Genomic DNA, 23669 nt, shown 5'->3' with positions numbered 1-23669 from the left:
CGTCGTCCCGCGGCGCGTGTCAGCCGCTCCGAGCACGCCGGAGGCACCCTATGCTCCACGCGGAGTTGTGCGGGCGAAGCGCGCAGGGGGCAGACGTGCACGACGAGGTGACGGGCCGGCAGGCCCGGCTGCGCTGGGGCGTGGTCGCCGCGGCGTTCGTCGCCGTCGCGGTGCTCCTCTCCGTGCTTCTCGGGCTCACCAACGCGTACCGCGACACCGCCGGCACGCCGGTCCTGCAGGGTCCCTCGTGGCTCGACGGCTGGTTCCAGGGCGACTCGGGCTGGTACTACGGCATCGCCACCGACGGGTACTTCTTCACGCCCGGCAGCCAGTCGTCCATCGCGTTCTTCCCCGTCTACCCGCTCGGGGTCCGGGGGCTCGGCGACGTGCTTCGCGACGTCCAGCTGGCGGGCTCGGTGCTCGGGATGCTGGCGGGGCTCGCGGCCGTCCTGCTGTTCGCCCGGTGGGTGTGGGCGCGGCTGCCGCGGCGGTCCGCGGTGCTCGCGATCGCGGTCCTGATGCTCTACCCGTACTCGTTCTTCCTCTACGGGGCGATGTACGCCGACTCCCTGTTCCTGCTGTGCGCGATCGGGGCGTTCCTGCTGCTCGAGCGGCGCTGGTACCTCGCCGCGGGACTGGTGGGAGCGCTCGCCACGGCGGGTCGGCCGGTGGGCGTCGCGGTCGCCGTCGGGCTGGTGGTCCGCACGCTCGAGCTCCTGGCGGAGGACCGCGGGGAGCGGGCGGCCCGGGTCGGCTGGCGCGACGTCGTCGGCGCCGTGCGGGACGTCCGGCTGCGGCAGGTCGGCGTGCTCGCGTCGGTCCTCGGCGTGATCGCGTGGTGCGTGTACCTCGGGGTGACGTTCGGCCACCCGCTGGCGTGGATCGAGACCGAGTCGTCGCCGGGCTGGAACCAGGGCGTCGGGCCGCGCACGTGGTTCAAGCTCGTGTACGCCGGCACGCTGCTGCACGGCCCGTGGGACATCGCCGCGCTGCTCACCCTGCAGGCGATCGCGTGCCTGTGCGCGGTCCTGCTGGTGCGGCGGGTGTGGCTGCGGTTCGGCTGGGGGTACACCGCGTACACGGTCGTCGTGCTGCTCATCCCGCTCCTGGGCACCAAGGACTTCATGGGCACCGGGCGGTACGTGCTCGTCGCGTTCCCGGTGATGGCCGCCGCGGGCGACTTCCTCGCCGGGCTGCGGCACCGGTGGATCCGCGTCGCGGTGCTCGTCCTCATGGCCGGGCTCCTGCTCGTCCTCACGTACCTCTACGGCAGATCGGTGGAGGTCTCATGACCGTCGCTCCCCAGACCCCCGACGCGTTCGAGAAGCTCTCGATCTTCTTCCCGATGTGGAACGAGGAGCAGTACATCCACCGCGCGGTCCACGCGGCCCGGGCGGTCTGCGAGGACCTGGTCGCCGACGGTCGGATCCTCGACTACGAGCTGATCGTGGTCGACGACGCGTCGACCGACTCGACGCCCGAGCTGGCGGACGGGCTCGCCGCGGCCGACCGGCACGTCCGCGTGGTGCACCACCCGGTCAACCGCAAGCTCGGCGGCTCGATCAAGACGGGCTTCGCGTCGGCCACCGGCGACGTCGTGCTCTACACCGACGCGGACCTGCCGTTCGAGATGACGGAGGTCGCCCGCGCGCTGCGGGTGCTGCAGATGTACGAGGTCGACGTGGTGAGCGCGTACCGGCTGGACCGCACCGGCGAGGGGCCGCGCCGGGCCGTCTACTCGTTCTTCTACAACGGCCTGATCAGGCTCCTGTTCGGCACCCGCCTGCGGGACATCAACTTCGCGTTCAAGCTGTGCCGCCGCCGGGTCCTGGACCACGTGACGCTCAAGAGCGAGGGGTCGTTCATCGACGCCGAGCTGGTGATCCGCGCGCAGCGTTCGGGGTTCCAGATCCTGCAGATCGGCGTCGACTACTTCCCGCGCACCCGGGGCGTCTCGACGCTCTCGTCGTTCGCCGTCATCCGCACGATGGTGCGGGAGATGCTGCAGCTGCGTGGCGAGCTCAAGCACGTGGAACCCGTCGGCGGGTCATGAGCCGGCTGCTGATCGTCACCGCCGACGACCTCGGCCTGACCCGTGGCGTCAACGCCGCCGTTCGCCGTGGGCACGAGGACGGCGTGGTGACCGCGACGTCCCTGCTCGCGGTCGGGCGGGAGTTCGACGACGCCGCCGCGATGCTGCGGGGCGTGCCGACGCTCGAGCTCGGGGCCCACCTCGCGCTGGTCGGAGAGGACCCCCCGCTGCTGTCCGCCCGGGAGATCCCGACGCTGGTCGACCGGTCCGGTGCGTTCCCCCTGAGCTACCGCACGGTGGTGCGGCGCGGGATCCTGGGGCGCATCGACCCCGACGACGTCCGCCGCGAGCTCGACGCCCAGCTCCAGCGCGTCCTGGGCGTCGGGGTGCCGGTGACCCACGTCGACACGCACCAGCACACGCACCTCTGGCCCGCCGTCGGCCGGGTCGTCGCCGACCTCGCCCGCACGGCCGGTGTGCCCGCCGTCCGGCTGCCCGGCAGCCACGGCCACGGTCCGGTCGGGCTCGGGGTCCGCGCGCTCGCGCGCCGCACCCGGTCCACGCTGCGGGCCGCCGGCCGCACGACGACGGCGGACTACGCCGGCCTGGACGAGGCGGGACGGCTCGACGGCGCACGCTTCCGACGGACCCTGGCGGACGCGGCCCGGCGGGCCGCCGCGACCCTGGAGGTCAACTGCCACCCGGCCGAGCCGGACGACCCGGACCTGGGGCGTTTCGGCTGGGACTACCGCTGGGCCGACGAGCTCGCGATGCTCGTCGACCCCGCCACCCGTGGCGCGGTCGCCGCGGCCGGCTACCGGCTCGGCGGGTTCGGCGCCCTGGCCCTGGGGGGTGCGGCGTGACCGGCCGGCGGCCCGACGCGGCCGGCCGCCGGGCGCTCGCCCTGTACCGGTCGGCGTCCCTCGGCGTCCGCGCGCACGTGACCGTCCGGTGGTTCACGGCGCCGTTCCCCGCCGTCGCGGCCGCCCTGCCACCGGCCGGCCGCGTGCTCGAGATCGGCTGCGGTCACGGGCTGTTCAGCGCCTACGCCGCCCTGCTCGACCCGGAGCGGGAGGTGCTCGGCGTCGACATCGACGGCGACAAGATCGCGGCCGGCGCCGTGGCCGCGCGCGGCGTCGAGCGGCTGGAGCTCCGGCGCGCCCCAGACGGGGCCGTCCCCGCGGGTCCCTGGGACGCCGTGGTGTTCGTCGACGTCCTGTACCTGCTCGGCGCGGACCAGCAGCGGCGCCTGCTCGCGGAGGCGGTGGCCCAGCTGGCGCCGGGCGGGCGGGTGGTGGTCAAGGAGATGGGCACCGAGCCGCGCTGGAAGGTCCGCTGGAACACGTTCCAGGAGACCGTGTCGGTCAAGATCCTGCGGATCACGGAGGGCTCGAGCTTCGACTTCGTCGACCCGCGCACCATGGCTCGCTGGCTGACGGACCTGGGCCTCACCGTCGAGCTGCGTCGCCTGGACGCGCGGCGGGTGCACCCCCACCACCTCCTGGTCGGGCGACGGGGCGACTGACGGCGTCCGGTCGTCTCGCGGCGCCGCCGGGGGAGCGACGACCGTTGACCGGACTGCGCGCGGAACGTACCGTGCAGTAACGCTGCCGTCCGAATGGTGAGATGACACATGAGCCTGTTCCCGACCGTCCACGCGACCGGTGATCTCCCGGCCTCGCACCGCACCCACCTCGAGGGCCACGGCCTGACGTTCGTGGGCCCGGACGACGATCCGGACGTCGTGCTCGTGCTCCCCGGGACCGCCCCCGTGGCAGGTGCCGGCGTGGTCGTCCTCGTCACCGGGGCCGAGCACGCCGCGACGACCGAGCTGCTGGCGGCCCGCGGCATCGTGGTCCACCGGGCGCCCGCAGGGGAGCCGACCGCCCTCGTGCCGGCGGACCTCACCGGGGACGACCTCCTCGCGTGGACCACGGACCCGGTGCTGCCGGTGCGGGCGACCCTCGATGCCCCCGGTTCGGCGCTGCTGCGGATCTCGACCGGGAGCCAGGCCCCCGGTCCGGTGGTCGCGGCCGGGCAGCGCGACTCCCAGGGAGCCGTCCTGGCGCTCGGCGTCGACGTCACCGGGTCCGCGGAGGTGCTGCTCAACGCGCTGATCTGGGCCGCGCGCCCGAACCTCGCCGACGCCCGAACCGCCGGCCCCTCGGACCTCGTCGCGCACCCGGCATGGTCTCGGCTCAAGCGGGACGTGACCGAGCTGCAGCAGATGCAGGTCCGCGACGGCTCGGTCCCGGACACCGAGCAGCACGAGCGGGCGCGCGGGCTGGTGCACGCGATCGGGCTGTCGCTGCACGAGCTCACGCCGTCGCTGCCGCACGACGAGGACTACCTCACCGCCGTCGGCAAGGACCTCACCCGCTGGGCCGACGCCGGGTTCGAGGTGCCCGACTTCCTCGACTCGTTGGTCGCGTTCCACCCCGAGCAGCAGCGCGTCGACGGGCTCCCGCACCTCGTCCTGTTCCCGATGTACACGCAGAACGGCAGCACCGACCGCCGGGTCGAGGCCGTGCTGCTGCAGGTTCGCTGGCCGGACCTGGTCGCGCGGCTCGAGGCCGAGCAGTTCAGCAACGCGTTGTTCGTGCCGGTGACCTTCCTCGACTTCACGCCCGGCTACGACACGAACTCCGCGGTGCTGTTCCCGGAGACGGTGGCGGTGCGCGAGGTCCCGACGTTCACGTGGGGCGCGATCTTCGCCGACCGCGAGGCCGCTCGGTTCCGCCGTGTCGTGCAGGCCGCCGCCGAGACCACGCGCCTGGCCATGCCGCCCGACGCCGCCCGGCTGCTGACCGACCAGCACCTGGCCGAGGAGACGTTCGTCCTCTGGGACCTGGTCCACGACCGCACGCACATGCGCGGCGACCTGCCGTTCGACCCCTTCATGATCAAGCAGCGCATGCCGTACTTCCTGTACTCGCTCGAGGAGCTGCGCTGCGACCTCACCGCGTTCCGCGCGGCCGTCCGGCTCGAGACCGAGGGCGTCCCGCACGCCCGTTACGTGCAGTACGCCATCCTGTTCGACCGGCTCTTCCGGTTCCCCGTGACCGGCACGCGCGTGCGCAACTACGACGGGCTCGGCGGCCAGCTGCTGTTCGCCTGGTTGCACCAGCACCACGTGCTGCACTGGACGGACTCGCGGCTGACCATCGACTGGCCGCAGGTGCCCGACGCGGTGATCGCGCTCGCCGAGCAGATCGAGCAGCTGTACTGGCGCTCGATCGACCGCCCCAAGGCCGCGCACTGGCTTGCCGCCTACGCGCTGGTGTCCGGCACGGTGACGCCGCACCCGGCCTCCGCGTGGGCGCGCGGCGACCTGCCGCTGGACGGTCCGCCGAAGGGCTTCACCGACGCGGTGCTGGACGACGAGTTCCCGCTGTCGATGTTCTACGAGGCGCTGTCGCGCAAGATCGGTGACGTCGTCGCGTCGACGAGCGGCATCACGGCCTGAGCGGACGCCCGGCACCGGTCACGTCATTCGTCGTGGCGCTCGGGCATGATCGCCTCGGACCGACCGCGGAACGAGGCCACGAGCCGGGCGACGAGGACGGCCAGGAAGACCTGGCCGACCATCGCCTCGAACGTCGCGATGCTGCGGCCGGGGAACGCGGCCGCCGTGTAGTCGCCGTAGCCGAGCGTGGTCAGCGTCGTGTAGCTGAAGTACTGGAACGAGCGCTGGTTGGCGGCCGCCCCGGAGGCGAAGAACGGCTCGGCGCTCAGCGAGGCCATCACGCCGAACAGGCTGGCGAAGAACATGCCGATGAGCAGGTACGCGCTCAGGGCGCCGGCGAGCGACTGCACCGTGACGGCCGTGCGCCGCAGGATCCGGTCGAGGATGACCACGAGCGTCGTCATGAGGATCACGCACACCACGGCGTCGAGCACGCCGTCGGAGACGTCGCGCGGGAGCACGAGGAGCGCGACGAGGGCGACGACGGCCGAGGCGACGAGCACGATGCGCACGAACCGCTTCTGGGCCGGCATCGGCCGGGAGGTCCGGACCGCCAGGCCGAGGGTGAACAGGTACAGCACCATGACCGTGAGCTGTACCCAGAGCTCGGAGCTCAGCGCGTAGAGCACGTAGACCGTGACCAGCAGGCTGAGCACGATGCCGAAGTCGTCCTCGCCGAACCGGCGGGCGAAGAACGACCGGCGGGGCCGCGGGTCCGTGCCCGCCTCGTCCTCTTCCGTCACGTTGCGGAGGCTAGCAGCGGCCGGCTCAGCCGAGCGTGACCAGGTCCCGCACGTCGTCGTTCGGCAGGACGTCGACGACGGCGGTGACCTCGAGCTCGGCGAGGTCGGCGTAGCCGTGGTGGACGTTGAGGAAGGCGGTGTCGGAGGCGTCGCGCCCGGTCGCGATGCGGACCAGGCTGGTGCGCGGCGCGAGCGTCGTGGCGTCCACGACGTACCACTGCCCGTCGATGTTGGCCTCGGCGACCGCGTGGAAGTCCATCGGGTAGAGCCCCGGCGCGTACACGGAGACCAGCCGGGCGGGGACGTCGAGCGCGCGCAGCAGGGCGATGACGAGGTGGGCGTAGTCCCGGCAGACGCCCTCGCGGGCCAACAACGTCTGCACCGCGCCGTCCGTGGGCAGGCTGGACCCGGGCACGTACGACAGCCGCGAGCCCACCCAGGAGCTCACGGCGGCGAGCAGGTCGTACCCGTGCAGGCCCGCGAACTCGGCATACGCGGTCGGCCCCAGGGTGTCGGACTCGCAGTACCGGCTCGGGCGGAGGTAGCGCAGCAGGTCGGAGTCCTCGGAGGCCACGGGGGCGGCCCGCCCGTCGACCGACGCCGAGTAGTCGAGGACGAGACGCCCGACCTCCGCCTTGACGACGTGCAGGCGGGTCCCGTGGTGGTCCGGCACCTCGGTGGCCTCGACCGGCGAGCCGTCGAGCGTGATGCGCAGCGACTCCCGGACGGCGATCTGCGAGGAGACGGCGAGCTCGAAGGCCAGGGTCGCGGGAGAGGTGACGTCGAGGGCGAGGTGGGCGGTGAGGTCGCGATGCACGCGCTCATCGTGGTGGAGAACCGGGCCGCGCGCCCGTCGGGCTGCTAGGCGAGCAGGGTCGCGATGTCCAGGGCGCCGGGGTCCCAGTGAGTCTCGGCGGGAACGTGCTGGTGCCCGCACCAGCCGGAGAACCGGTTCCACTCGTCGACCGTCATCCGGTTGGCCGGCGTGGCGTTGACGCCCGCGAGGTCGAGGAAGTCCCGGCCCGACCGCCGCGGGATCGGCACGAGCGCCTCGATCGAGCGCAGCACGCCGCGGATGAAGTCCAGCTGCGCCGGCGCCCACCCCGGGGTCTCCGCGGCCTTGCCGACGATCTCGATCTGCACGCAGCGGGCCGCGTTCTTGACCAGGGTCGGGCTGGCGCCGCCGAGCGACCGCGCCCCGGTGGCCAGGGAGTAGTGCTGGACGATCCTGCCGGTCAGCGGCTCGATGGTCAGCGTGGGCCAGAACTTCTTCTCGTCGAGGGTGGCCAGGGCTCCGGCGATCGTGCCTCCCTCGGTCGTGTGCAGGACCCCGCGCCAGGGCATCGGGACGTAGGCCGGTCCCGCGACGGTGGCGGGCCGCTTCTCGGCGGTGGGGAGCCAGACCTCGCCGACGGAGCAGGTGTCGACGACGGCCTTCAGCGGGCCGACGAACCCCGCCTCCGCCAGCCCCGGCCACTGCCCGGCGATGGGCAGCGGGTAGCCGTCGTCCACCTTCTTGTCCGTGAGGTCGTACCGCACGTACTGCTCGCCACGGAAGAAGTACGCCTTGCCGTTGCCCCACGCGATCGCGGAGTCGACCCCGTCGAAGCCCGCCTCGGCCACCCCGGGCCAGTTGCCCGCGATGGGCAGCGGGTAGCCGCCGTCGACCTTGTCCTCGGTCAGGCTGTACCGCACGTACTGGTCGCCGCGGAAGAAGTACGCCTTGCCGTTGCCCCAGTTCATGGCGGCGTCGACGGACGTGAAGCCCGCCTCGGCGAGGCCCGGCCAGTTGCCGGCGATCGGACGTGGGTACCCGTCGGCGACCCGGTCGGGCTCCAGGTCGTACCGCAGGTACTGGTCGCCGCGGAAGAAGTAGATCCGCCCGTTCTGCCAGTTCACGGCCGCGTCGACGCCGTCCGCGAAGCCCGCCTCCGCGAAGCCGTGCCACTCGTCCGCGGCCACCGCCCCCGCGCCCGCGGCGTCGTCCCCGCGGTCGTACCGGATCGTGCTGGTCCCGCTGAACATCCACACCGACGTGCCCATGTCGCGCCCCCTGGTGGGGGAGCGGCGTCATCGTCGACGCCGACCCCCGACTCGATGATGCGCGCGTGGATCACGCCTCGACAAGGATGACAAATCGGGTCACCAGGCGGAGCGCACGTAGTCCTTGAGGAAGCAGCCGAACAGGTCCTCGCCGGCCTCGCCGCGCACGATCGGGTCGTACACGCGGGCCGCGCCGTCGACCAGGTCGAGCGGGGCGTGGAAGCCCTCCTCCGCCAGCCGCACCTTGGTCGGGTGCGGCCGCTCGTCGGTGATCCAGCCGGTGTCGACGCTGGTCATGAGGATGCCGTCGGTCGCCAGCTCCGTGGCGCTGGTGCGCGTGAGCATGTTCAGCGCGGCCTTCGCCATGTTGGTGTGCGGGTGGCCCGGACCCTTGTAGCCGCGGGAGAACACCCCCTCCATCGCGGAGACGTTGACGACGTACGCGCGGCCGGCTGCGGTCGCCCGCATGGCGCCCCGCAGGCGGCTGACCAGGATGAACGGCGCCGTCTGGTTGCACAGCTGCACCTCGAGCAGCTCCATCGGGTCGACCTGGTCCACGGTGTGCACCCAGCTGTTGGTCTCCGCCGTGTCGGGCACCAGGCCGCCGGCGTCGATCGCGGTGCCGGCGACGAGCCGCTCGAGCGAGGCGTGCTCGGCGCTGAGCGCGAGCGCGTCGACTCCCGGGGCGGCCGCGATGCTGGTCAGCTCGGTGACCGACCCGGCGAGCGCGACGGGGTGGGCGCTGCTGGTGCGGCCGAACGTGGTGATCTGCGGCAGCGGGCGGTCGGGCAGGGGCTCGAGCTCGGCGTCCGCGAGGTGCGTGTAGGCACCGGGGGAGCGCCGGACCGTCTGCGCGGCGTTGTTGATGAGGATGTCGAGGGGACCCTGCGCGGCGACGGTGTCGGCGAGCGCGACCACCTGGGCGGGGTCGCGTAGGTCGATGCCGACGATGCTCAGGCGGTCCAGCCAGTCGGCGCTGTCCGGCATCGCGGCGAACCGGCGCGCGGCGTCGCGCGGGAACCGCGTGGTGATCGTCGTCGTCGCACCGTCCCGCAGCAGGCGCAGGGCGATGTACATGCCGATCTTCGCCCGCCCGCCCGTGAGCAGCGCGCGCTTGCCGGTCAGGTCGGTGCGCGCGTCCCGCTTCGCGTGGTTGAGGGCCGCGCACGCCGGGCACAGCTGGTGGTAGAACGCGTCGACGTCGACGTACGGCTCCTTGCAGATGTAGCAGGGCCGGGCCTTGAGTAGCGTCCCGGCGCTGGCGCCCTGGACGCTGGACACCAGCGGGATGCCCTGCGTCTCGTCGTCGATGCGGCCCGGGCTGCCTGTGGCCGTGGCGTGGATGACGGCGCGGTCCGCGGCACTGATGGCGTCGCGCTTCTCCGCGCGGCGCTGCTTCTTCGCGGCCTTGAACAGCGCGGACGTCGCGCGGCGGGCCAGCGCGAGGTGCGGGTGGTCCGAGGGGAGCACGCTGATCTGCTCGGCGACGCGGAGGAAGACCTCGAGCTCGGCGGGGTCGACGCCGTCGGTGGTCTGCGGGCTGGTGAGCGTGGGGGCAGTCATCGTGCGGGTGTCCTAGCTGGTCGTCAGAGAAGTGGCCGACGGGCAGGGGAGCACGAGAGCCGGGCGCGCGGGGATCGGTCGATTCTACCCGTCGGCCCCGGGGGACCCCGCGGGACCCTCGACGGGGGTGCCCCCGAGCAGATCCCGCCAGCGGTTGTGCCGCGCCGTGTAGTCGGCGTCGAACCGGTGCTCGGCGCGCGCCAGCTTCGTGCCGCGGTAGCGCCGGCGCGCCCACCAGGACGTCGGCTTGGCGAGCCGTGCCGCGCCGGTCCAGGCGATCACCGGCACCACGATGCCCAGGACGCCGGTGGGCAGCTTGCCCTTGAGGATGCAGACGGCGGCGGCGGCCATGTGCGACAGGACGACGGCGGTGTAGATCCATCCCGGCGTGCCCTCGGTGCGCGTCTGGCCGACGGGCGAGACCCCGAGCAGGATGGCGCCGCCCAGCGCGGCGCCGACCAGGATCGCGTCGATCGACTTGCGGCCCTCCGTCGACCAGTACACGTCGTCCAGGTGGAACCAGAGCGCGAACTCGTCGAGCGTCAGGGCCGCGCCGGCGCCGAAGCCGACGGCCAGGAGGTCGATCCACGGCGAGGCCGGCGTGAACCGGAGGACGAGCAGGCCGCTCACCAGGACGAGCAGGATGCCCCAGACCTGGTGGTGCACGTGCACGCCGCCGATGTAGATGTCCTTGACCGGTCCCGACGCGGCGGCCTGCGCCGCCTGCCGGGCGTGGATCCGCCGGGTGATCGTCCGCACCAGCGCGAACGTCACCAGGAACCCGACCAGTGCCCAGAGCGCCGGCGAGCGTCCGGTCTGCACGAACGTCTGGTCGTACCAGTCCACCAGTCGACGGTACCGGGGCGACGCTCAGGCGCTCAGGTGCGCGAAGACCACCGTGTTGTCGGTGTAGTGCCCGGTGCTCCGGTCGAACCGCCCTCCGCACGTCAGGAGCCGCAGCTCGGGACCGTCCGTGTTGCCGTAGACCTCGAGCGTCGGGAAGTCGTCCTTCGGGAACGCGCGGACGCTGTCGACGACGAACGTCGCGGTGGTGCCGTCGGCGCGCGTGACGAGCACCTGCGCCCCGGCGGCGAGCCGTCCGAGCTCGTGGAACACCGACGGACCGTGCACGCCGTCGACGTGGCCCTCGATCACCGCCGGGCCGACCGCACCCGGGCGCGGTGAGCCGTCGAACCAGGCCGCCTTGTCGTAGTCCGGGCCGGGCGGCGGGACCTCGAGCGTGCCGTCGGGTTGCACGCCGACCGTCAGCAGGTCGGACGCGATCCCGAGCGACGGGATGCTCACCTGCACGGGGAGCGGCTGCTCGGGCACGGCCGTCGTCGGCGCCGGTGCCGGGACCTTCGCTGCCGGCGTCGGGCGCGCCGTGGCGACGGCCACCGGCCGGGGAGGGTCCGGCTGCTGCGCGTGCAGCCCCACGGCGAGCGCGGCGCCGCCGCCGAGGACGAGGACCGCACCGGCGACCGCCGCCCACCAGCGCGCAGGACGACGCCCGGCCGTCGGCCCCGGGCCGTCCGACCGGGCGTCGTCGGCCATCAGCGCGTCGCCGTCGCCGACGCGGTGCGACGGCGGACCAGCAGACCGGTCCCGGCCAGCAGCGCGATGCCACCGGCCGCGAGCAGCCCGGCGTCCTGGACGCCGGCCGTGGAGCCGCTGCCGGTCTGCGCGCCGCCGGCGGGCATGGTCGACATCTGCGAGGACGCCAGGACCGCGCACAGGGCCGGGTCCGTGGCCTCGGTGGGCAGCGACGGGTCCAGGTCGGACTTCGTGTCCCCGTCGTACTTCCCGTCGTTGTTGTAGTCGACGCCGTGGATGACCACGACCGACTTGCCGGAGACGATGGCGTCCGCGACCTCGGGGGCGATCGTGATGGAGCCGCGCTCGTAGTTGAGCTTGCCGCCGGGCGCGGTGTCGAACCGGTCGACCGCGAGGCCGGACGCGGGGGAGGTGTCGCCGGTCTTGGTCAGCGACACGACGATGTCGCCGTACGCCGGGCCGCCGTCCGTCGTGTTGAGGTGGCCGACGTCGCCGTTCTTGTCGTCGCTCGCGGCCGGGCACTCGTGCCGCGCGTCGGCGCCGAAGTGGATGTGCGCCGCGTGCGGGTTGTCCGGGAGCAGGCCGTAGGCGGCGAGGTCGACGGTGAGCGTGGTGCCGGAGACGGTCGCCATCGCCGTCCCGCCGCCCTGGACACCGTTGAGCGCGACCGGGGCGAGCGTGCCCTGCGCCGATCCGTCGGCGGCCGAGGCGGGTACGGCCAGGGCGATCATCGTCGCCAACCCGAGTGCGGGTGCGGCCAGTGCGAAGCGCGTGCGTGCCTTCATGACGGAGGACCTCCTGGGTCTCGTGGCCGTCCCCGTGCGGGGGCGGCCTGACCGGTGAGGTTCGGAGCGCGGCCCGACGCGGATGGGTCGCAAGACAAACCGGACAGATCGGCCCGGGCGAGGATAGGTTCGATCACGCAGGTGCCCGCCGGGGACGGCAGTCAGCCACAGCTCCGGACGGATGAACTGGAGGAGCACAGTGAGCGAGACGCCCGACCCCTACGGCCCGATCCACGGGCGGCCCAGCTTCCGGGAGCACATCGACCGCGGCACGTTCCCGGAGCACGGGCTCGAGCCCGACGAGGCCTACGAGCTCCTGCACACGGGGCTCATGCTCGACGGGCGCGAGACGCTGAACCTCGCGTCGTTCGTGACCACCTGGATGGAGCCGCAGGCCGAGCGGCTCATTCACGACACCATCCGCAAGAACCACATCGACCACGAGGAGTACCCGGCGGCGTCGCTGATCGAGGAAGCCTGCGTGCACATGCTGGGCGACCTGTTCAACGCGCCGGACTCGACCCAGGTGGTGGGCGTCGCGACGATCGGCTCGTCGGAGGCGATCATGCTCGGCCTGCTCGCCCACAAGCGGGCCTGGCGCGACCGCCGGCGGGCCGCCGGACAGCCCACCGACCGGCCGAACGTGGTCTTCGGAGCGGAGACGCACGTCGTGTGGGACAAGTTCGCCAACTACTTCGACGTCGAGATGCGCAAGATCCCGATGAAGCGGGACCGGTTCGTGCTGAGCGCCGAGGACGTCGAGGCGCACATCGACGAGAACACGATCGCCGTGGGGGCCGTGCTGGGCACCACCCACATCGGCGAGGCGGACCCGATCGAGGAGATCAACGACCTGCTGGTGCGGATCAAGGCCGAGAAGGGCTGGGACATCCCGCTGCACGTCGACGGGGCCAGCGGCGCGTTCATCGCCCCGTTCAGCGAGCCGGACCTGCTGTGGGACTTCCGGCTCGAGCAGGTGGCGTCGATCAACGTCTCCGGGCACAAGTACGGGCTGGTGTACCCGGGCGTCGGGTGGCTGATCTTCCGCGACGCCTCGCGGCTGCCCGAGGACCTGGTGTTCAGCGTGAACTACCTCGGCGGCGCGCAGCCCACCTATACGTTCAACTTCTCCCGCGGCTCGGCCATGATCCAGGCCCAGATGTACAACTTCCTGCGGCTAGGACGCAGCGGGTACACGTCGATCGTCCAGACCATGCTGGCGAACGCGAGGTTTCTCAACGAGAGCCTCGAGGCCAGCGGCAAGTTCGAGATCCTCAACCCGGGGCTTGCCGAGCCGGTGGTGACGTTCACGATCAAGGGGGACCCGGGGTTCGACGTCTACCACCTGTCCGCGCGGCTACGGGAGGACGGCTGGATCGTGCCGGCGTACAGCCTGCCGCCCGACGCCGAGGACGTGCACCTCATGCGCGTCGTCGTCCGTCTGGACCTGAGCCGGCTGATGATCGAGCAGCTCCTGCGAGACCTGCACGCGGCGTGGGACGCACTCGTCGCCGAGCAGCCCGTGCAGCGGCCGAGGGCCAAGCCCGACCTGTGGACGTCACCCGGTCATGCCGCGGCGAAGAGCAAGGCGCGCACCGGCCTGGGGCAGTGACCTCGACCGTCCCGGACCTGCCCGCGGGCTGGCGCGTCCTGCGCACCCGCGGGCCGGCCGGCTTCGTCACGCACGCGGTCCTCGCGCGCCCGGACGGCACCGAGGTCGAGTGGACGTCGAGGCGGCACCGCAAGGGCCTCGGCCTGCGGCTGGCGGGGGTCCGCGCGGAGGGCGGCCGGGCCAGCGCGATGAGCTGGTGGATCGGCTCGCTCTTCGCGATCGGCTCGGTCTGCTTCGCCCTCGGGTCCGTGCCGGCGTACTTCGACACCGTCGACCCCGGGATCGTCGCGGGCACCTTCTTCGTCGGCTCGATCTTCTTCACCAGCGCCGGGTACCTGCAGTTCCACGAGGTGCTGCGGGCGCCCGGAGGGGTCCTGGCGGAGTCGACGCGGCCGAGGCCGCTGGCGTCCCTGGTCGGGTGGAAGCCGCGGCGGATCGACTTCTGGGCCGTGCTCGTCCAGCTGGTCGGCACCGTGTTCTTCAACATCAGCACCTTCGCCGCCATCCAGAGCGACCTGACGACCGAGCAGGCCAAGCGGCTGGTCTGGGCGCCCGACGTGCTCGGCTCGATCTGCTTCCTCGTCGCCAGCTGGCTGGCCTACTCCGAGGTCAACCGGGGGATCCTGCCCCGCTCGGACCGGTCGATCGGGTGGCGGATCTCCGCGCTGAACATGGTCGGGTCCATCGCGTTCGGCGTCTCCGCGATCGCCGCCCGCTACCTGCGCTCGACCGGGGAGCTGGCCAACCTGGCGCTCGTGAACCTGGGCACGTTCCTCGGCGCCGTGTGCTTCCTGCTCGGCGCGGTGCTGCTGCCCGTGGAGTCGGCGAAGGACCGGTCCTGACTCACCACCCGTCGAGGTGCCAGACCTCCTCGAGCGGCTGGCGCGGGGCCGGCCGGAACGTGTGGCCGGTGTAGTACGCCGTGGGGATCAGCGCGCCCTGACGGACGTCGGCGGGGATCCCCAGGAGCTCGGCGACCTCCCGCTCGTGCGCCAGGTGCAGCGTGGTCCACGCCGTCCCGAGCCCCCGCGCCCGCGCGGCGAGCATGTAGCTCCAGGCGGCGGGCAGCAGCGAGCCCCAGAGGCCCGCCTGGCTCCCGCTCGACAGCCGCGGAGCCGTCAGGCACGGCAGGACGAGCACCGGCGCGTCCCCCATGTGCCGGCCGAGGTACTCGACGCTGTCGCCCACGCGCTGCTGCACCCCGGCGCGCCCGGGGTCGTCCTGGAACAGCCGCCCCGCGTACCCCGGGGCGGCGACGTAGTCGTCGACGGCCCGCCGGTACGCGTCACCCACGGCGTGCCGCAGGTCCGGGTCGGTGACGACGACCCAGTGCCAGCCCTGCCGGTTCGAGCCCGACGGCGCCTGCAGCGCGATCTCGATGCACTCGCGGACCAGCTCGAGCGGGACGTCGCGCGTCAGGTCGAGGCGCTTGCGGACGGACCGGGTCGTGGTGAGCAGCTCGTCGGGGGTCAGCGGCAGCGTCGTCATGTGGACATCCTGGTCGCTCACGGCAGACTCCACCCGTGGACGACGACCCGATCGGCCGGCTGCTGGCCGACCCGCCCGACCTGCCGGTGCGGCACGGCCTGGCGGACGTCGTCGCGGCGCTCCGGGCCGGCGGCGCCGCGGTCGTGCAGGCGCCGCCCGGCACCGGCAAGACGACGCTCGTCCCACCGGCCGTCGCGGCGGCGGTGACCGGCCGGGTGATCGTGACCCAGCCGCGCCGGATCGCCGCGCGTGCGGCCGCGCGCCGGCTCGCGCACCTGCTGGGGGAGCCGGTGGGCGCCACGGTCGGGTTCTCGGTGCGCGGCGAGCGCGTGGTGAGCGCCGCGACCCGCATCGAGGTGGTGACCACGGGCGTGCTGGTCAGACGCCTGCAGCGCGACCCGGAGCTTCCCGGTGTCGGCGCGGTGGTCCTCGACGAGGTCCACGAGCGGCACCTCGACGACGACCTCGCGCTCGCCCTGGTGGTCGACGTGCGGGCGAACCTGCGCGCGGACCTCGCGCTGGTGGCGATGTCCGCGACGGTGGAGGCGGAGCGCACGGCCGCCCTGCTGGGCGGAGCGCCCGTGGTGAGCGTCGCCGGCGCGCTCTTCCCGGTGGACGTCGTCCAGAGCCCGCCTCCGCCGCGGGTCGCGCGGACCGACGAGCGTGGCGTGACCCCGGGGTTCCTCGACCACGTCGCCGTGACCGTGCGCCGGGCCCTGACGGAGCGCACCGGCGACGTCCTCGTCTTCGTGCCCGGGGCCGGTGAGGTCGACGGCGTCGCGCGACGGCTCTCGGGCCTCGACGTGGCCGTGCGTCCGCTGCACGGGCGGCTTCCGGCGCGCGAGCAGGACCTCGCGCTCACCCCGGGCGCGCGGCGCCGGGTCGTCGTGTCGACCGCCGTCGCCGAGTCGTCGCTGACGGTGCCCGGGGTCCGGGTGGTGGTCGACGCGGGCTTCTCGCGCGAGCCGCGGACGGACCACCGACGCGGCCTCGCCGGCCTGGTGACCGTGAGCGTGAGCCGGGCGGCCGCGGAGCAGCGGGCCGGGCGCGCGGGCCGGGAGGGGCCCGGAGCGGTGTATCGCTGCTGGTCCGCGGCCGACGACGCCCGGCTGCCGGCGCACCCGCAGCCGGAGATCCTCACGGCGGACCTCACCGCGTTCGCGCTCGAGCTGGCGTGCTGGGGGAGCCCGGACGGTGCCGGGCTGGCGCTCCTGGACGCCCCGCCCGAGGCGGCCATGGCCGCGGCGCAGGAGGTCCTCGCGGACCTCGGCGCGGTCGGGCCGGACGGACGTCCGACCGCCCGGGGCCGGGCCGTGTCCGCCGTCCCGGCCGACCCGCGCCTGGCCCGGGCGCTGCTGGACGGGTCGGGGCTGGTCGGCGCCCGGCGGGCTGCCGAGGTTGTCGCCCTGCTGTCCGACGACGCCCGCGCGCCCGGCGGCGACCTCGTCGCGGCACTCCGGGCGGTGCGGCGCGGCGGACCCCAGGCGTCGGGCTGGCGCGCGCAGGTCGCCAGGCTGCGATCGTCCGCGCCGTCGGAGGGACGGGGCGTGCCCGGCCTGGAGGACCTCACCGACGACCTCGCCGTGGGACTCGTCGTCGCCCTCGCGCACCCCGACCGCATCGCGCGGCTGCGCCCGGGCGGCTCGACGTACCTCATGACGTCCGGCACCGGGGCCGCGCTGCCCCCGGGTTCGGCGCTCGTCGGTCTGCCGTGGCTCGCGGTCGCCGACGCCGACCGCGGCGCCGGCCGCCGCGACGCGACGATTCGCTCGGCGGCGCCCCTCGATCTCGACCTGGCGACGGAGGCCGCGCCGGCGCTGCTGCGGGACGAGGAGACGGTCGCGTGGGTGCAGGGCGCCGTCGTCGCGCGGCGCGTGCGCAGGCTGGGCGCGATCGAGCTGACGTCGGTGCCGCTCCCGAACCCGCCCCGCGAGCTCGTCCTGGCTGCGGTGTACGAGGGTCTCGCGCGCGAGGGCCTGTCGATGCTGCGCTGGTCCGAGGCCGCCACCGCGCTGCGCCGGCGGCTCGCGTTCCTCCACGCCGCGCTGGGCTCGCCGTGGCCGGACGTGTCCGACGACGCCCTGCTGGCGGACCAGGACGCCTGGCTCGACCTCTCGGGGGTCCGTGGGCCGCGGGACCTCCCACGCGTCGACGTGCTCCAGGCGCTGCGCCGGTTGCTGCCCTGGCCCGACGCCGCGCGGCTCGACGAGCTGGCTCCCGAGCGGCTCACCGTGCCCAGCGGCTCGAGCGTGCGCGTCGACTACTCCGCGGACCAGCCCGTGCTGGCCGTGCGGCTGCAGGAGACCTTCGGCTGGCGGGCGACGCCGCGCCTGGCCGACGGGCGCGTGCCGGTGCTGCTGCACCTGCTGTCCCCGGCGGGACGCCCGGCCGCGGTCACCGCGGACCTGGAGTCGTTCTGGCGGAACGGTTACCCGCAGGTCCGCGCCGAGCTGCGCGGGCGGTACCCGAAGCACGCCTGGCCCGACGACCCGCTCGAGGCGGCGCCGGTGCGCGGCCTCAGCTCGCCACGCCCGCCTCGTCGCACGGGATCGTGACGTCGAGCTGCAGCTCGTGCAGCTCCGCATCGACCAGGCGCAGGGTCCGCTGCATCGCCACCGGCTGCAGCTTTCCCACGTCGTTGCCGTGCGGGTGGTCGAAGAACGCGAGCAGCAGGAGCAGCAGGGTGATGACGACCGTCACGCTGCCCATGAGCAGCCCCTGGGTCACGACCCCCTCGGACGAGTCCGCGAAGAACAGCACGTAGACGAAGATCACGCCCGAGATCAAGAAGAGCACCAGCCACAGCGGGAGCGGGATCAGCCCCTCGGCGCCGTGGACGCGGTCGATGCGGGCCTGCTCGCGCTGGGCCGTCTGGTCCATCCACCGGTCGTAGGCCGACTGCTCGACGTCGGTCTGGGGTTCGAACGGGTGGACCGTGCGGAACAGGCCGACGGCCCACGGGTTGAACGAGTCGCCGAGCGTCCCCGACTGCATCTTCGGCCACTCGACGCCCACGACCGCCCGGGCGTAGCAGACCAGCTGACCGGTGAGCTCGTCGCGCACGTCGGCGGGGAGGTACTGGGCCGTCTGCACCTGCTGGGCGACGATCACGGCCTCGGTCTCCGCTCCGGAGCGGGCCTCGTCGTAGGACTGGAACGCCAGGAAGATGATGAAGCCCAGGAGCACCGAGAAGCCCGTGGCCAGCACCCCGAAGACCCCCGAGGCGCGGTCGCCGTCGCTGAAGTAGCTGCCCTCGGGCGCGCGGCGCCTGACCAGGAGCATCGCGGTGACTGTGAGGGCGGTGACGCCGATCGTGATGATCGCGCCGACGACGATGTTCACGCGGTCTCGAGGGGGTCGCTCTGCTGCACCCGCTCAACATAGGGGCCAGATCGGACACGAGCGAGCGATCGTGCGCAACGATGACCGCATGCCCGACGCGTCGCGCCAGCCCGGCCGCCTCTTCCGCCAGACGTGGTGGCGTGCTCGCGACTACGCGACGGTGCTCCGGTGGCAGGCCGAGGGCATCGTGTCGCGCGTGGACCCCGAGCAGCTGCGCCACCCCGAGCAGCCGGTCGGTCCGCCCGTGGTCCTCCTGCCCGGCGTCTACGAGTCGTGGCACTTCCTGCTGCCGATCGCCACGTTCCTGCACGGGCACGGCGTCCGGGTCCACGTGCTGCCCCACCTGCGCACCAACCGGCGGCCGGTCGCGGACGGGGCGGAGGTGCTCGCCAGGTACCTCGTGGACCACGACCTGCGGGACGTCGTCCTCGTGGCGCACAGCAAGGGCGGGCTCATCGGCAAGCTCGCCATGGTGCGCGACCCCGACCGGCGGATCGACTCGATGATCGCGGTCAACACGCCGTTCTCCGGCTCGGCCCACGCGCGCTGGTTCCTCGCGCCGGCGGTGCGCGCCTTCATCCCGAACGACGCGACGATCGTGTCGCTCGCCGGCGAGCGGGCCGTGAACGCCCGGATCACCTCGGTGCACAGCGACTGGGACCCGCACATCCCGGCCGGCAGCGCGCTCGACGGGGCGCAGAACGTGGTGCTGTCGACACCGGGGCACTTCCGGCCGCTGGCGGACCCGGTCCTCGAGGCCTTGCTGCTCGAGCGTCTGCTCAGCCCCGGGGCAGCTGCAGCACCCGGGTGAACCCGGGGGAGTCGGGGTCGTCGACGATCTCGTCGCCGTCGAGCCAGGACCCGATCACGTGCGACAGCTCGCCCGGGTGGCTGAAGTTGATCGCGTGGGCGGCCCCTTCGATCAGGGCGACGGTGAGCTGGGGGCCCGCGAGGCGGGCGATCTCCCGCACCCGGTGCGGCGGCGCCATCAGCGGGTCCTTGCTCCCGATGACGACCAGGGTGGGCACGGTCGCCTTCAGCAGCCGCTCCAGGGACGGGAACCTGGTGAGCTCGGCGAACATGTTCCACGTGTTGATCGGGCCGAACCTGAGGTAGTCCGGGACGGCCACCCGCGCCATCCGCGGGCTCTCTCGCGCGCCGTCCCGCGCCAGCTGCCGGATCGCCTTGCCGAGCCCCTGGTTGTGCACCCCGCCCGCGGGCGAGACGAGCACGAGCCGATCCACCCGGTCCGGTGCCGCGTGCGCCACCTCGAGGCTCACGGGGCACCCCATCGAGTTGCCCACCAGGACGACCTTCTCCAGCCCGGCGTCGTCGAGCATCTTCAGGAGGGCGATCGCCAGCGCGGGGATGCCGAGGGTGTAGCCCCAGCGTTCGCTCTTGCCGTACCCCGGCAGGTCCGGCACGACGTTCATGGCCCGCTCGGCGAGCAGGCGGGCCGTCGGCATCAGGTAGGTGCCCGAGATGCCGAACCCGTGCACGTGCACGATCGGCACGGCGCCCGGCACGGCGGGGCTCAACCTGTAGAAGACCTTGTGGCCCTCCACGTCGAGCGTGCTCTCGGTCCAGCCGGGGTCCATGTCCGCCACCCGCAGATAGTGTCAGAGCGGCGCCTCGTGGTCGAGGCGGCGCTCTGATGGTGCGACCTGCTGGTCAGCGCAGCCAGCCGAACCGCTGCACCAGGGGGATCCGCGCCCACCGGCGGCCGAGGCCCCAGGTGTCTCCGGCGAGGAGGACGGCACACGTGATCAGCACCAGGGCGTAGATCACGTGGTAGTCGACCAGCGGGTTGGTCGAGCCCTGCAGGAGCGGCCACTCCGCCGTCCACATCAGGGCCATGAGCAGCGAGCCGGCGACCGCCGAGATGCGCAGCCCGATGCCGAGCATGACGGCCACGCCGACGCCGAGCAGGCACAGCATGAACAGCCAGTCGGTGCCGACGCTCGCCATCGAGGCGAACGTGCCCTTGAACGGGCCGACGGTGGCGAACTGCATGAAGCCCTGGCTCGGCGTACCGCCGTTGATCCAGGCCTGCGCCGGCTCGCCCTCGGCCACGGCGGCGCCGGTGCCGTAGTGCAGCCCGAACGCCTTGTCGAGGAACGCCCACAGGAAGATGAAGCCCGTGGCGAGCCGGGTGACGGCGAGCCAGCGGCGGCCCGTCGCGTGCGTGACGACGTCGTCCTCGACCAGCACGGCCGGGTGGGTCGATGTCGTGGTCTCGGGATGGATGGTTGCCATGTCGATTGTCTCCTCCGTGCGAGGTCCCACCGTTGGGACCGGGTAGGTCAGGCTCTGTTGACGCCACGCTGCTCCGCCCGGGCGGTCGTCCCCAGGGCCGAAGGTCCCCCTGCGCGGGGCGGATCAGGGACCCAGGTCCCGGGACGCCGGGCCGGCGCCGGGTCGACGCTGGAGGTGTGCGGACCGGCTCGCGCCAGGCCGCGCGCGAGGAGCGAGGAGGCATCTCATGCGTACCGACGGACCGGTGGTCGTCGCGCTCGACGGCTCACCCAACAGCGCGCACACCCTGGAGTGGGGCGTCGCCGAAGCCGTGCGGCGTCGCGCCGACGTCCTGCTCACCCGCGTGGTGGACGACGCCTGGCAGGTCATGGCGTGGAGCTGGTACCCCGTCATCGGGACCGACGACGTCGACGCGGAGGTCGAGGAGTTCCTCGCGGCGGAGTTGACCCGCGTGCACGAGCTCCACCCGGGTGTGAAGGCTCGCGTGCGGGTGCTGCACGGTCAGGTCGTCCCGGCCCTGCGCGAGCTGAGCGTGGACGCCCAGCTGCTCGTGGTCGGCGCACGTCCCCGGTACGGCCGCGCCCGCACGGGTGCCACCGGCTCCCACCTCGCCGCCCACGCGCGCTGCGCGGTCGCGGTCGTCCGTGCCGACGCCGGGCACCCGCTGCAGCCGGACGCACCTGTCGTGGTGGGCGTCGACGGCTCGTCGGCCTCGCTGGCCGCGGCGCACGTCGCCGCGCACGAGGCGTGGATGCGCGGGCGGCCGCTCGTCGTCGTGCACGCCCGCCCGACGATCCCGGACCCGTTCGGCAGCGGCAGCGTGCCGCCGCTGGCGACCGGCGACGAGAACGATCCGACCCACAAGGCCGCCCAGGTGGTGGCCGACGCGCTCCGGGAGGAGAACGCCGGCCTCGACGTCAGGCTGGCCCTCGTCGACGACCACCCCGCCGACGCCCTCGTCGGCCTCGGCCGCGGCGCGGCGCTCGTGGTCGTCGGGTCGCGGGGGCTGGGTGGCTTCCGCGGGATGCTGCTCGGATCGATCAGCAGCGCGGTCGTGCGGGAGGCCACCGGCCCGGTGCTCGTGGTGCACGACCAGGGCTGACGGCCCTCAGCCCAGTGGCACCGACCACTGGAGGTGGCTGCCGCCCTGGTCCAGCGCGACCACGTGCAGGACGCCGCCGCGCCGGGTCGCGCGCTGCTCGAGGTTCGCCAGGCCGCTGCGCGCGGGGACGTCGGCCGGGATCCCGATCCCGTCGTCCTGCACCTCGACCAGCAGGTCCAGGCCGACGTCGATGCGGACGACGACCTCGTGGGCGTGGGCGTGGCGGGCGACATTGGACAGTGCCTCGCGGACCACCGCGACTGCGTCCTCGGCGATGTCGTCCGGGACCGTCGCGGTGACGCCGTCCGTGCGCAGGCGCGGAAGGAAGCCCAGGCTGTGGCGCGAGTTCACCACCTCGGCGTCGATCCGGTGCCGCAGCCCCGTGCCGGTGGTGCCGCCCCGGGCGCCGAGCCGGAAGATCGTCGTGCGCACGTCCTTGATGGTCTCGTCGAGGTCGTCGACCGCGCCCTCGAGCCGGCGGGCGACCTCGGGCCGCACGGCGTCCTGCGCGGCACCCTGCACGTCGAGCCCGATCGCGAACAGCCGCTGGATGACCATGTCGTGCAGGTCCCGCGCGATCCGCTCGCGCTCCTCCAGCACCGCGAGCCGCGCGCGGTCGGCCTGTGCGTCCGCCACGTCGAGGGCCAGCGCCAGCTGCTCCCCGAAGCCCGCGAGGCTCGACAGGTCCAGCTGCGGCTCCGCCGGCGGTTCGCCCTCGGGCCAGAGGACCGCCAGGGCGCCGACCCAGCGCTCGCCGCTGCGCAGGGGGAGGGCGAGCACCCACGTCGGGCCGGGCTGGTCGACCTCGGCGCCGTCCACCCGACGCAGGACGGGCGACGGGCCCGTGAGGTCCTCGGCGAGGGGGAGCGGCAGCCCGTCGTCGAGCCCGTACAGGGTCGACGCCGTCGCCCCGGCGCGCTCCCGCACGAGGGCGAGCACCGCCGGCACGGCCTCGTCCTTCGGCCGGCCGCTGGTGAGGAGCGCCGTGGTGGCCGCCGCCGTCTCGAGCCATCGCTCGTGGTCGCGCGCCTGGCGGTAGGCGCGCCCGTGCCCGAGCGCCACACCGGCGGTAGCGGCCAGGGCGATGGCGACCTGCTCGTCGCGCGCCGTGAAGTCGAGCCCGGCGCCGTCGGCGTCCACCTTGTCGGTGAGGTAGAGGTTGCCGAACACCGCGCCGCGGTCGCGCACGGGCACGCCGAGGAACGTGTGCATCGGGGGGTGGTGCGCGGGGAACCCGACCGACGAGGGGTGGTCGGCGAGGTCGTGCAGGCGGAGCGGGTGCGGGCTCGTCACGATGTGCCCGAGGACGCCCTTGCCCTCAGGCAGGTGGCCGATGAGCCGGGCCGTCTCGTCGTCGATGCCCTGATGCACGAACTCCTGCAGCCCGCCGTGCTCACCGAGCACCCCGAGGGCTCCGTAGCGGGCCCCGGTCAGCCGGCACCCAGCCGCGACGAGCCGCTCGAGAACCGTCGCGATGTCGAGCTCCTCGGACACGGACGCGACCGCGCCCAGCAGCTCCTCGAGCCGGTCGTCGTGCTCCGTGCCACTCCCGTCCGACCGCATGCACGGAGCATAGGTGCGCCGTGCGACCCCGCAGCGCATCAGGGCCCTTCGGCCCTGGGCAGCAGGATCACGCCCCCGAATCCTGGAGCTGTACCGAGACGGACAAGACGGACGAGACGC

General features: G+C 73.5%; 22 protein-coding genes. 10 read left to right on the top strand and 12 right to left on the bottom strand.

Going from position 1 to position 23669, the window contains the following annotated elements; all coding sequences use genetic code 11:
* Positions 1-95: 95 nt before the first annotated feature.
* The 5 genes from AC1DWH_RS02725 to AC1DWH_RS02705 all read left to right on the top strand — a co-directional run bounded on the left by AC1DWH_RS02725 (position 96) and on the right by AC1DWH_RS02705 (position 5498).
* Positions 96-1292 (top strand): hypothetical protein, encoded by a 1197-nt coding sequence (locus AC1DWH_RS02725; protein ID WP_477092370.1) that lies wholly within the window; start codon positions 96-98, stop codon positions 1290-1292.
* A complete protein-coding gene (locus AC1DWH_RS02720; RefSeq protein ID WP_477092369.1) occupies positions 1289-2053 on the top strand; it encodes a glycosyltransferase family 2 protein in 765 nt (254 codons plus the stop codon). Before AC1DWH_RS02725 ends, AC1DWH_RS02720 begins: the two co-directional genes overlap by 4 nt.
* Positions 2050-2895 (top strand): ChbG/HpnK family deacetylase, encoded by an 846-nt coding sequence (locus AC1DWH_RS02715; protein WP_477092368.1) that lies wholly within the window; start codon positions 2050-2052, stop codon positions 2893-2895. The genes AC1DWH_RS02720 and AC1DWH_RS02715 overlap by 4 nt, the downstream gene beginning before the upstream one ends.
* Complete coding sequence (locus AC1DWH_RS02710) at positions 2892-3557, top strand: class I SAM-dependent methyltransferase (protein WP_477092367.1); 666 nt, start codon at positions 2892-2894, stop codon at positions 3555-3557. The genes AC1DWH_RS02715 and AC1DWH_RS02710 overlap by 4 nt, the downstream gene beginning before the upstream one ends.
* Positions 3558-4145: 588 nt before the next feature.
* The gene (locus AC1DWH_RS02705; RefSeq protein ID WP_477092728.1) at positions 4146-5498 is read left to right on the top strand and encodes a DUF6421 family protein; all 1353 of its coding nucleotides are present in this window, start codon (positions 4146-4148) and stop codon (positions 5496-5498) included.
* A 23-nt stretch (positions 5499-5521) separates the two neighbouring features.
* Here AC1DWH_RS02705 and AC1DWH_RS02700 read toward each other — a convergent pair whose 3' ends face one another.
* The 7 genes from AC1DWH_RS02700 to AC1DWH_RS02670 all read right to left on the bottom strand — a co-directional run bounded on the left by AC1DWH_RS02700 (position 5522) and on the right by AC1DWH_RS02670 (position 12186).
* Positions 5522-6241, bottom strand: coding sequence for a potassium channel family protein (locus AC1DWH_RS02700; protein WP_477092366.1), 720 nt, complete (start codon positions 6239-6241; stop codon positions 5522-5524).
* Between the two features lie 25 nt (positions 6242-6266).
* Entirely contained in the window at positions 6267-7058 is a 792-nt protein-coding gene (locus tag AC1DWH_RS02695; protein ID WP_477092365.1) for a transglutaminase-like domain-containing protein, read from the bottom strand.
* A 44-nt stretch (positions 7059-7102) separates the two neighbouring features.
* Positions 7103-8284, bottom strand: a complete 1182-nt coding sequence (locus tag AC1DWH_RS02690; protein ID WP_477092364.1) for a hemopexin repeat-containing protein — start codon at positions 8282-8284, stop codon at positions 7103-7105.
* A gap of 99 nt (positions 8285-8383) precedes the next feature.
* Positions 8384-9847, bottom strand: coding sequence for an SDR family NAD(P)-dependent oxidoreductase (locus tag AC1DWH_RS02685; RefSeq protein ID WP_477092363.1), 1464 nt, complete (start codon positions 9845-9847; stop codon positions 8384-8386).
* Between the two features lie 84 nt (positions 9848-9931).
* On the bottom strand, positions 9932-10693 hold the full coding sequence (locus AC1DWH_RS02680) for a hypothetical protein (RefSeq protein ID WP_477092362.1): 762 nt from the start codon (positions 10691-10693) through the stop codon (positions 9932-9934).
* A 24-nt stretch (positions 10694-10717) separates the two neighbouring features.
* On the bottom strand, positions 10718-11401 hold the full coding sequence (locus AC1DWH_RS02675) for a class F sortase (protein ID WP_477092361.1): 684 nt from the start codon (positions 11399-11401) through the stop codon (positions 10718-10720).
* Positions 11401-12186, bottom strand: coding sequence for a hypothetical protein (locus tag AC1DWH_RS02670; protein ID WP_477092360.1), 786 nt, complete (start codon positions 12184-12186; stop codon positions 11401-11403). Before AC1DWH_RS02670 ends, AC1DWH_RS02675 begins: the two co-directional genes overlap by 1 nt.
* Positions 12187-12385: 199 nt before the next feature.
* On the opposite strand from AC1DWH_RS02670, the gene gad reads away from it, so the two are divergent.
* Together gad and AC1DWH_RS02660 are read left to right on the top strand one after the other, a co-directional pair.
* Positions 12386-13798: a glutamate decarboxylase gene (gene gad / locus AC1DWH_RS02665; RefSeq protein ID WP_477092359.1), complete on the top strand. Its 1413-nt coding sequence runs from the start codon at positions 12386-12388 to the stop codon at positions 13796-13798.
* Complete coding sequence (locus AC1DWH_RS02660) at positions 13795-14640, top strand: hypothetical protein (protein ID WP_477092358.1); 846 nt, start codon at positions 13795-13797, stop codon at positions 14638-14640. The genes gad and AC1DWH_RS02660 overlap by 4 nt, the downstream gene beginning before the upstream one ends.
* 1 nt (position 14641) lies before the next feature.
* On the opposite strand, the gene AC1DWH_RS02655 is transcribed toward AC1DWH_RS02660, so the two are convergent.
* Positions 14642-15307: a nitroreductase family protein gene (locus AC1DWH_RS02655; protein ID WP_477092357.1), complete on the bottom strand. Its 666-nt coding sequence runs from the start codon at positions 15305-15307 to the stop codon at positions 14642-14644.
* A 14-nt stretch (positions 15308-15321) separates the two neighbouring features.
* Here AC1DWH_RS02655 and hrpB point away from each other — a divergent pair, with 14 nt between their 5' ends.
* Positions 15322-17841 carry an ATP-dependent helicase HrpB gene (gene hrpB / locus AC1DWH_RS02650; protein ID WP_477092356.1) on the top strand — a complete coding sequence of 840 codons (2520 nt, stop codon included), beginning with the start codon at positions 15322-15324 and terminating at the stop codon, positions 17839-17841.
* Here hrpB and AC1DWH_RS02645 read toward each other — a convergent pair.
* Positions 17804-18628 carry a bestrophin-like domain gene (locus tag AC1DWH_RS02645; protein WP_456847227.1) on the bottom strand — a complete coding sequence of 275 codons (825 nt, stop codon included), beginning with the start codon at positions 18626-18628 and terminating at the stop codon, positions 17804-17806. The genes hrpB and AC1DWH_RS02645 overlap by 38 nt on opposite strands.
* Positions 18629-18716: 88 nt before the next feature.
* Between AC1DWH_RS02645 and AC1DWH_RS02640 the strand changes: the two genes are divergently transcribed.
* The gene (locus AC1DWH_RS02640; protein WP_477092355.1) at positions 18717-19439 is read left to right on the top strand and encodes an esterase/lipase family protein; all 723 of its coding nucleotides are present in this window, start codon (positions 18717-18719) and stop codon (positions 19437-19439) included.
* On the opposite strand, the gene AC1DWH_RS02635 is transcribed toward AC1DWH_RS02640, so the two are convergent.
* Positions 19408-20226 carry an alpha/beta fold hydrolase gene (locus tag AC1DWH_RS02635; RefSeq protein WP_477092727.1) on the bottom strand — a complete coding sequence of 273 codons (819 nt, stop codon included), beginning with the start codon at positions 20224-20226 and terminating at the stop codon, positions 19408-19410. The two genes, AC1DWH_RS02640 and AC1DWH_RS02635, sit on opposite strands and share 32 nt — an antisense overlap.
* A 73-nt stretch (positions 20227-20299) precedes the next feature.
* Positions 20300-20884, bottom strand: coding sequence for a DoxX family protein (locus tag AC1DWH_RS02630; RefSeq protein ID WP_477092354.1), 585 nt, complete (start codon positions 20882-20884; stop codon positions 20300-20302).
* A gap of 226 nt (positions 20885-21110) precedes the next feature.
* Between AC1DWH_RS02630 and AC1DWH_RS02625 the strand changes: the two genes are divergently transcribed.
* Positions 21111-21986, top strand: coding sequence for a universal stress protein (locus AC1DWH_RS02625; RefSeq protein ID WP_477092353.1), 876 nt, complete (start codon positions 21111-21113; stop codon positions 21984-21986).
* 6 nt (positions 21987-21992) lie between these two features.
* On the opposite strand, the gene AC1DWH_RS02620 is transcribed toward AC1DWH_RS02625, so the two are convergent.
* Positions 21993-23549 (bottom strand): GAF domain-containing sensor histidine kinase, encoded by a 1557-nt coding sequence (locus AC1DWH_RS02620; RefSeq protein WP_477092352.1) that lies wholly within the window; start codon positions 23547-23549, stop codon positions 21993-21995.
* Positions 23550-23669: the final 120 nt, after the last annotated feature.

This window comes from Cellulomonas sp. P2_F12 (assembly GCF_056403775.1).
The sequence above is the reverse complement of the archived record's forward strand: the minus strand, read 5'-3'. Positions and strand labels throughout refer to the sequence as shown.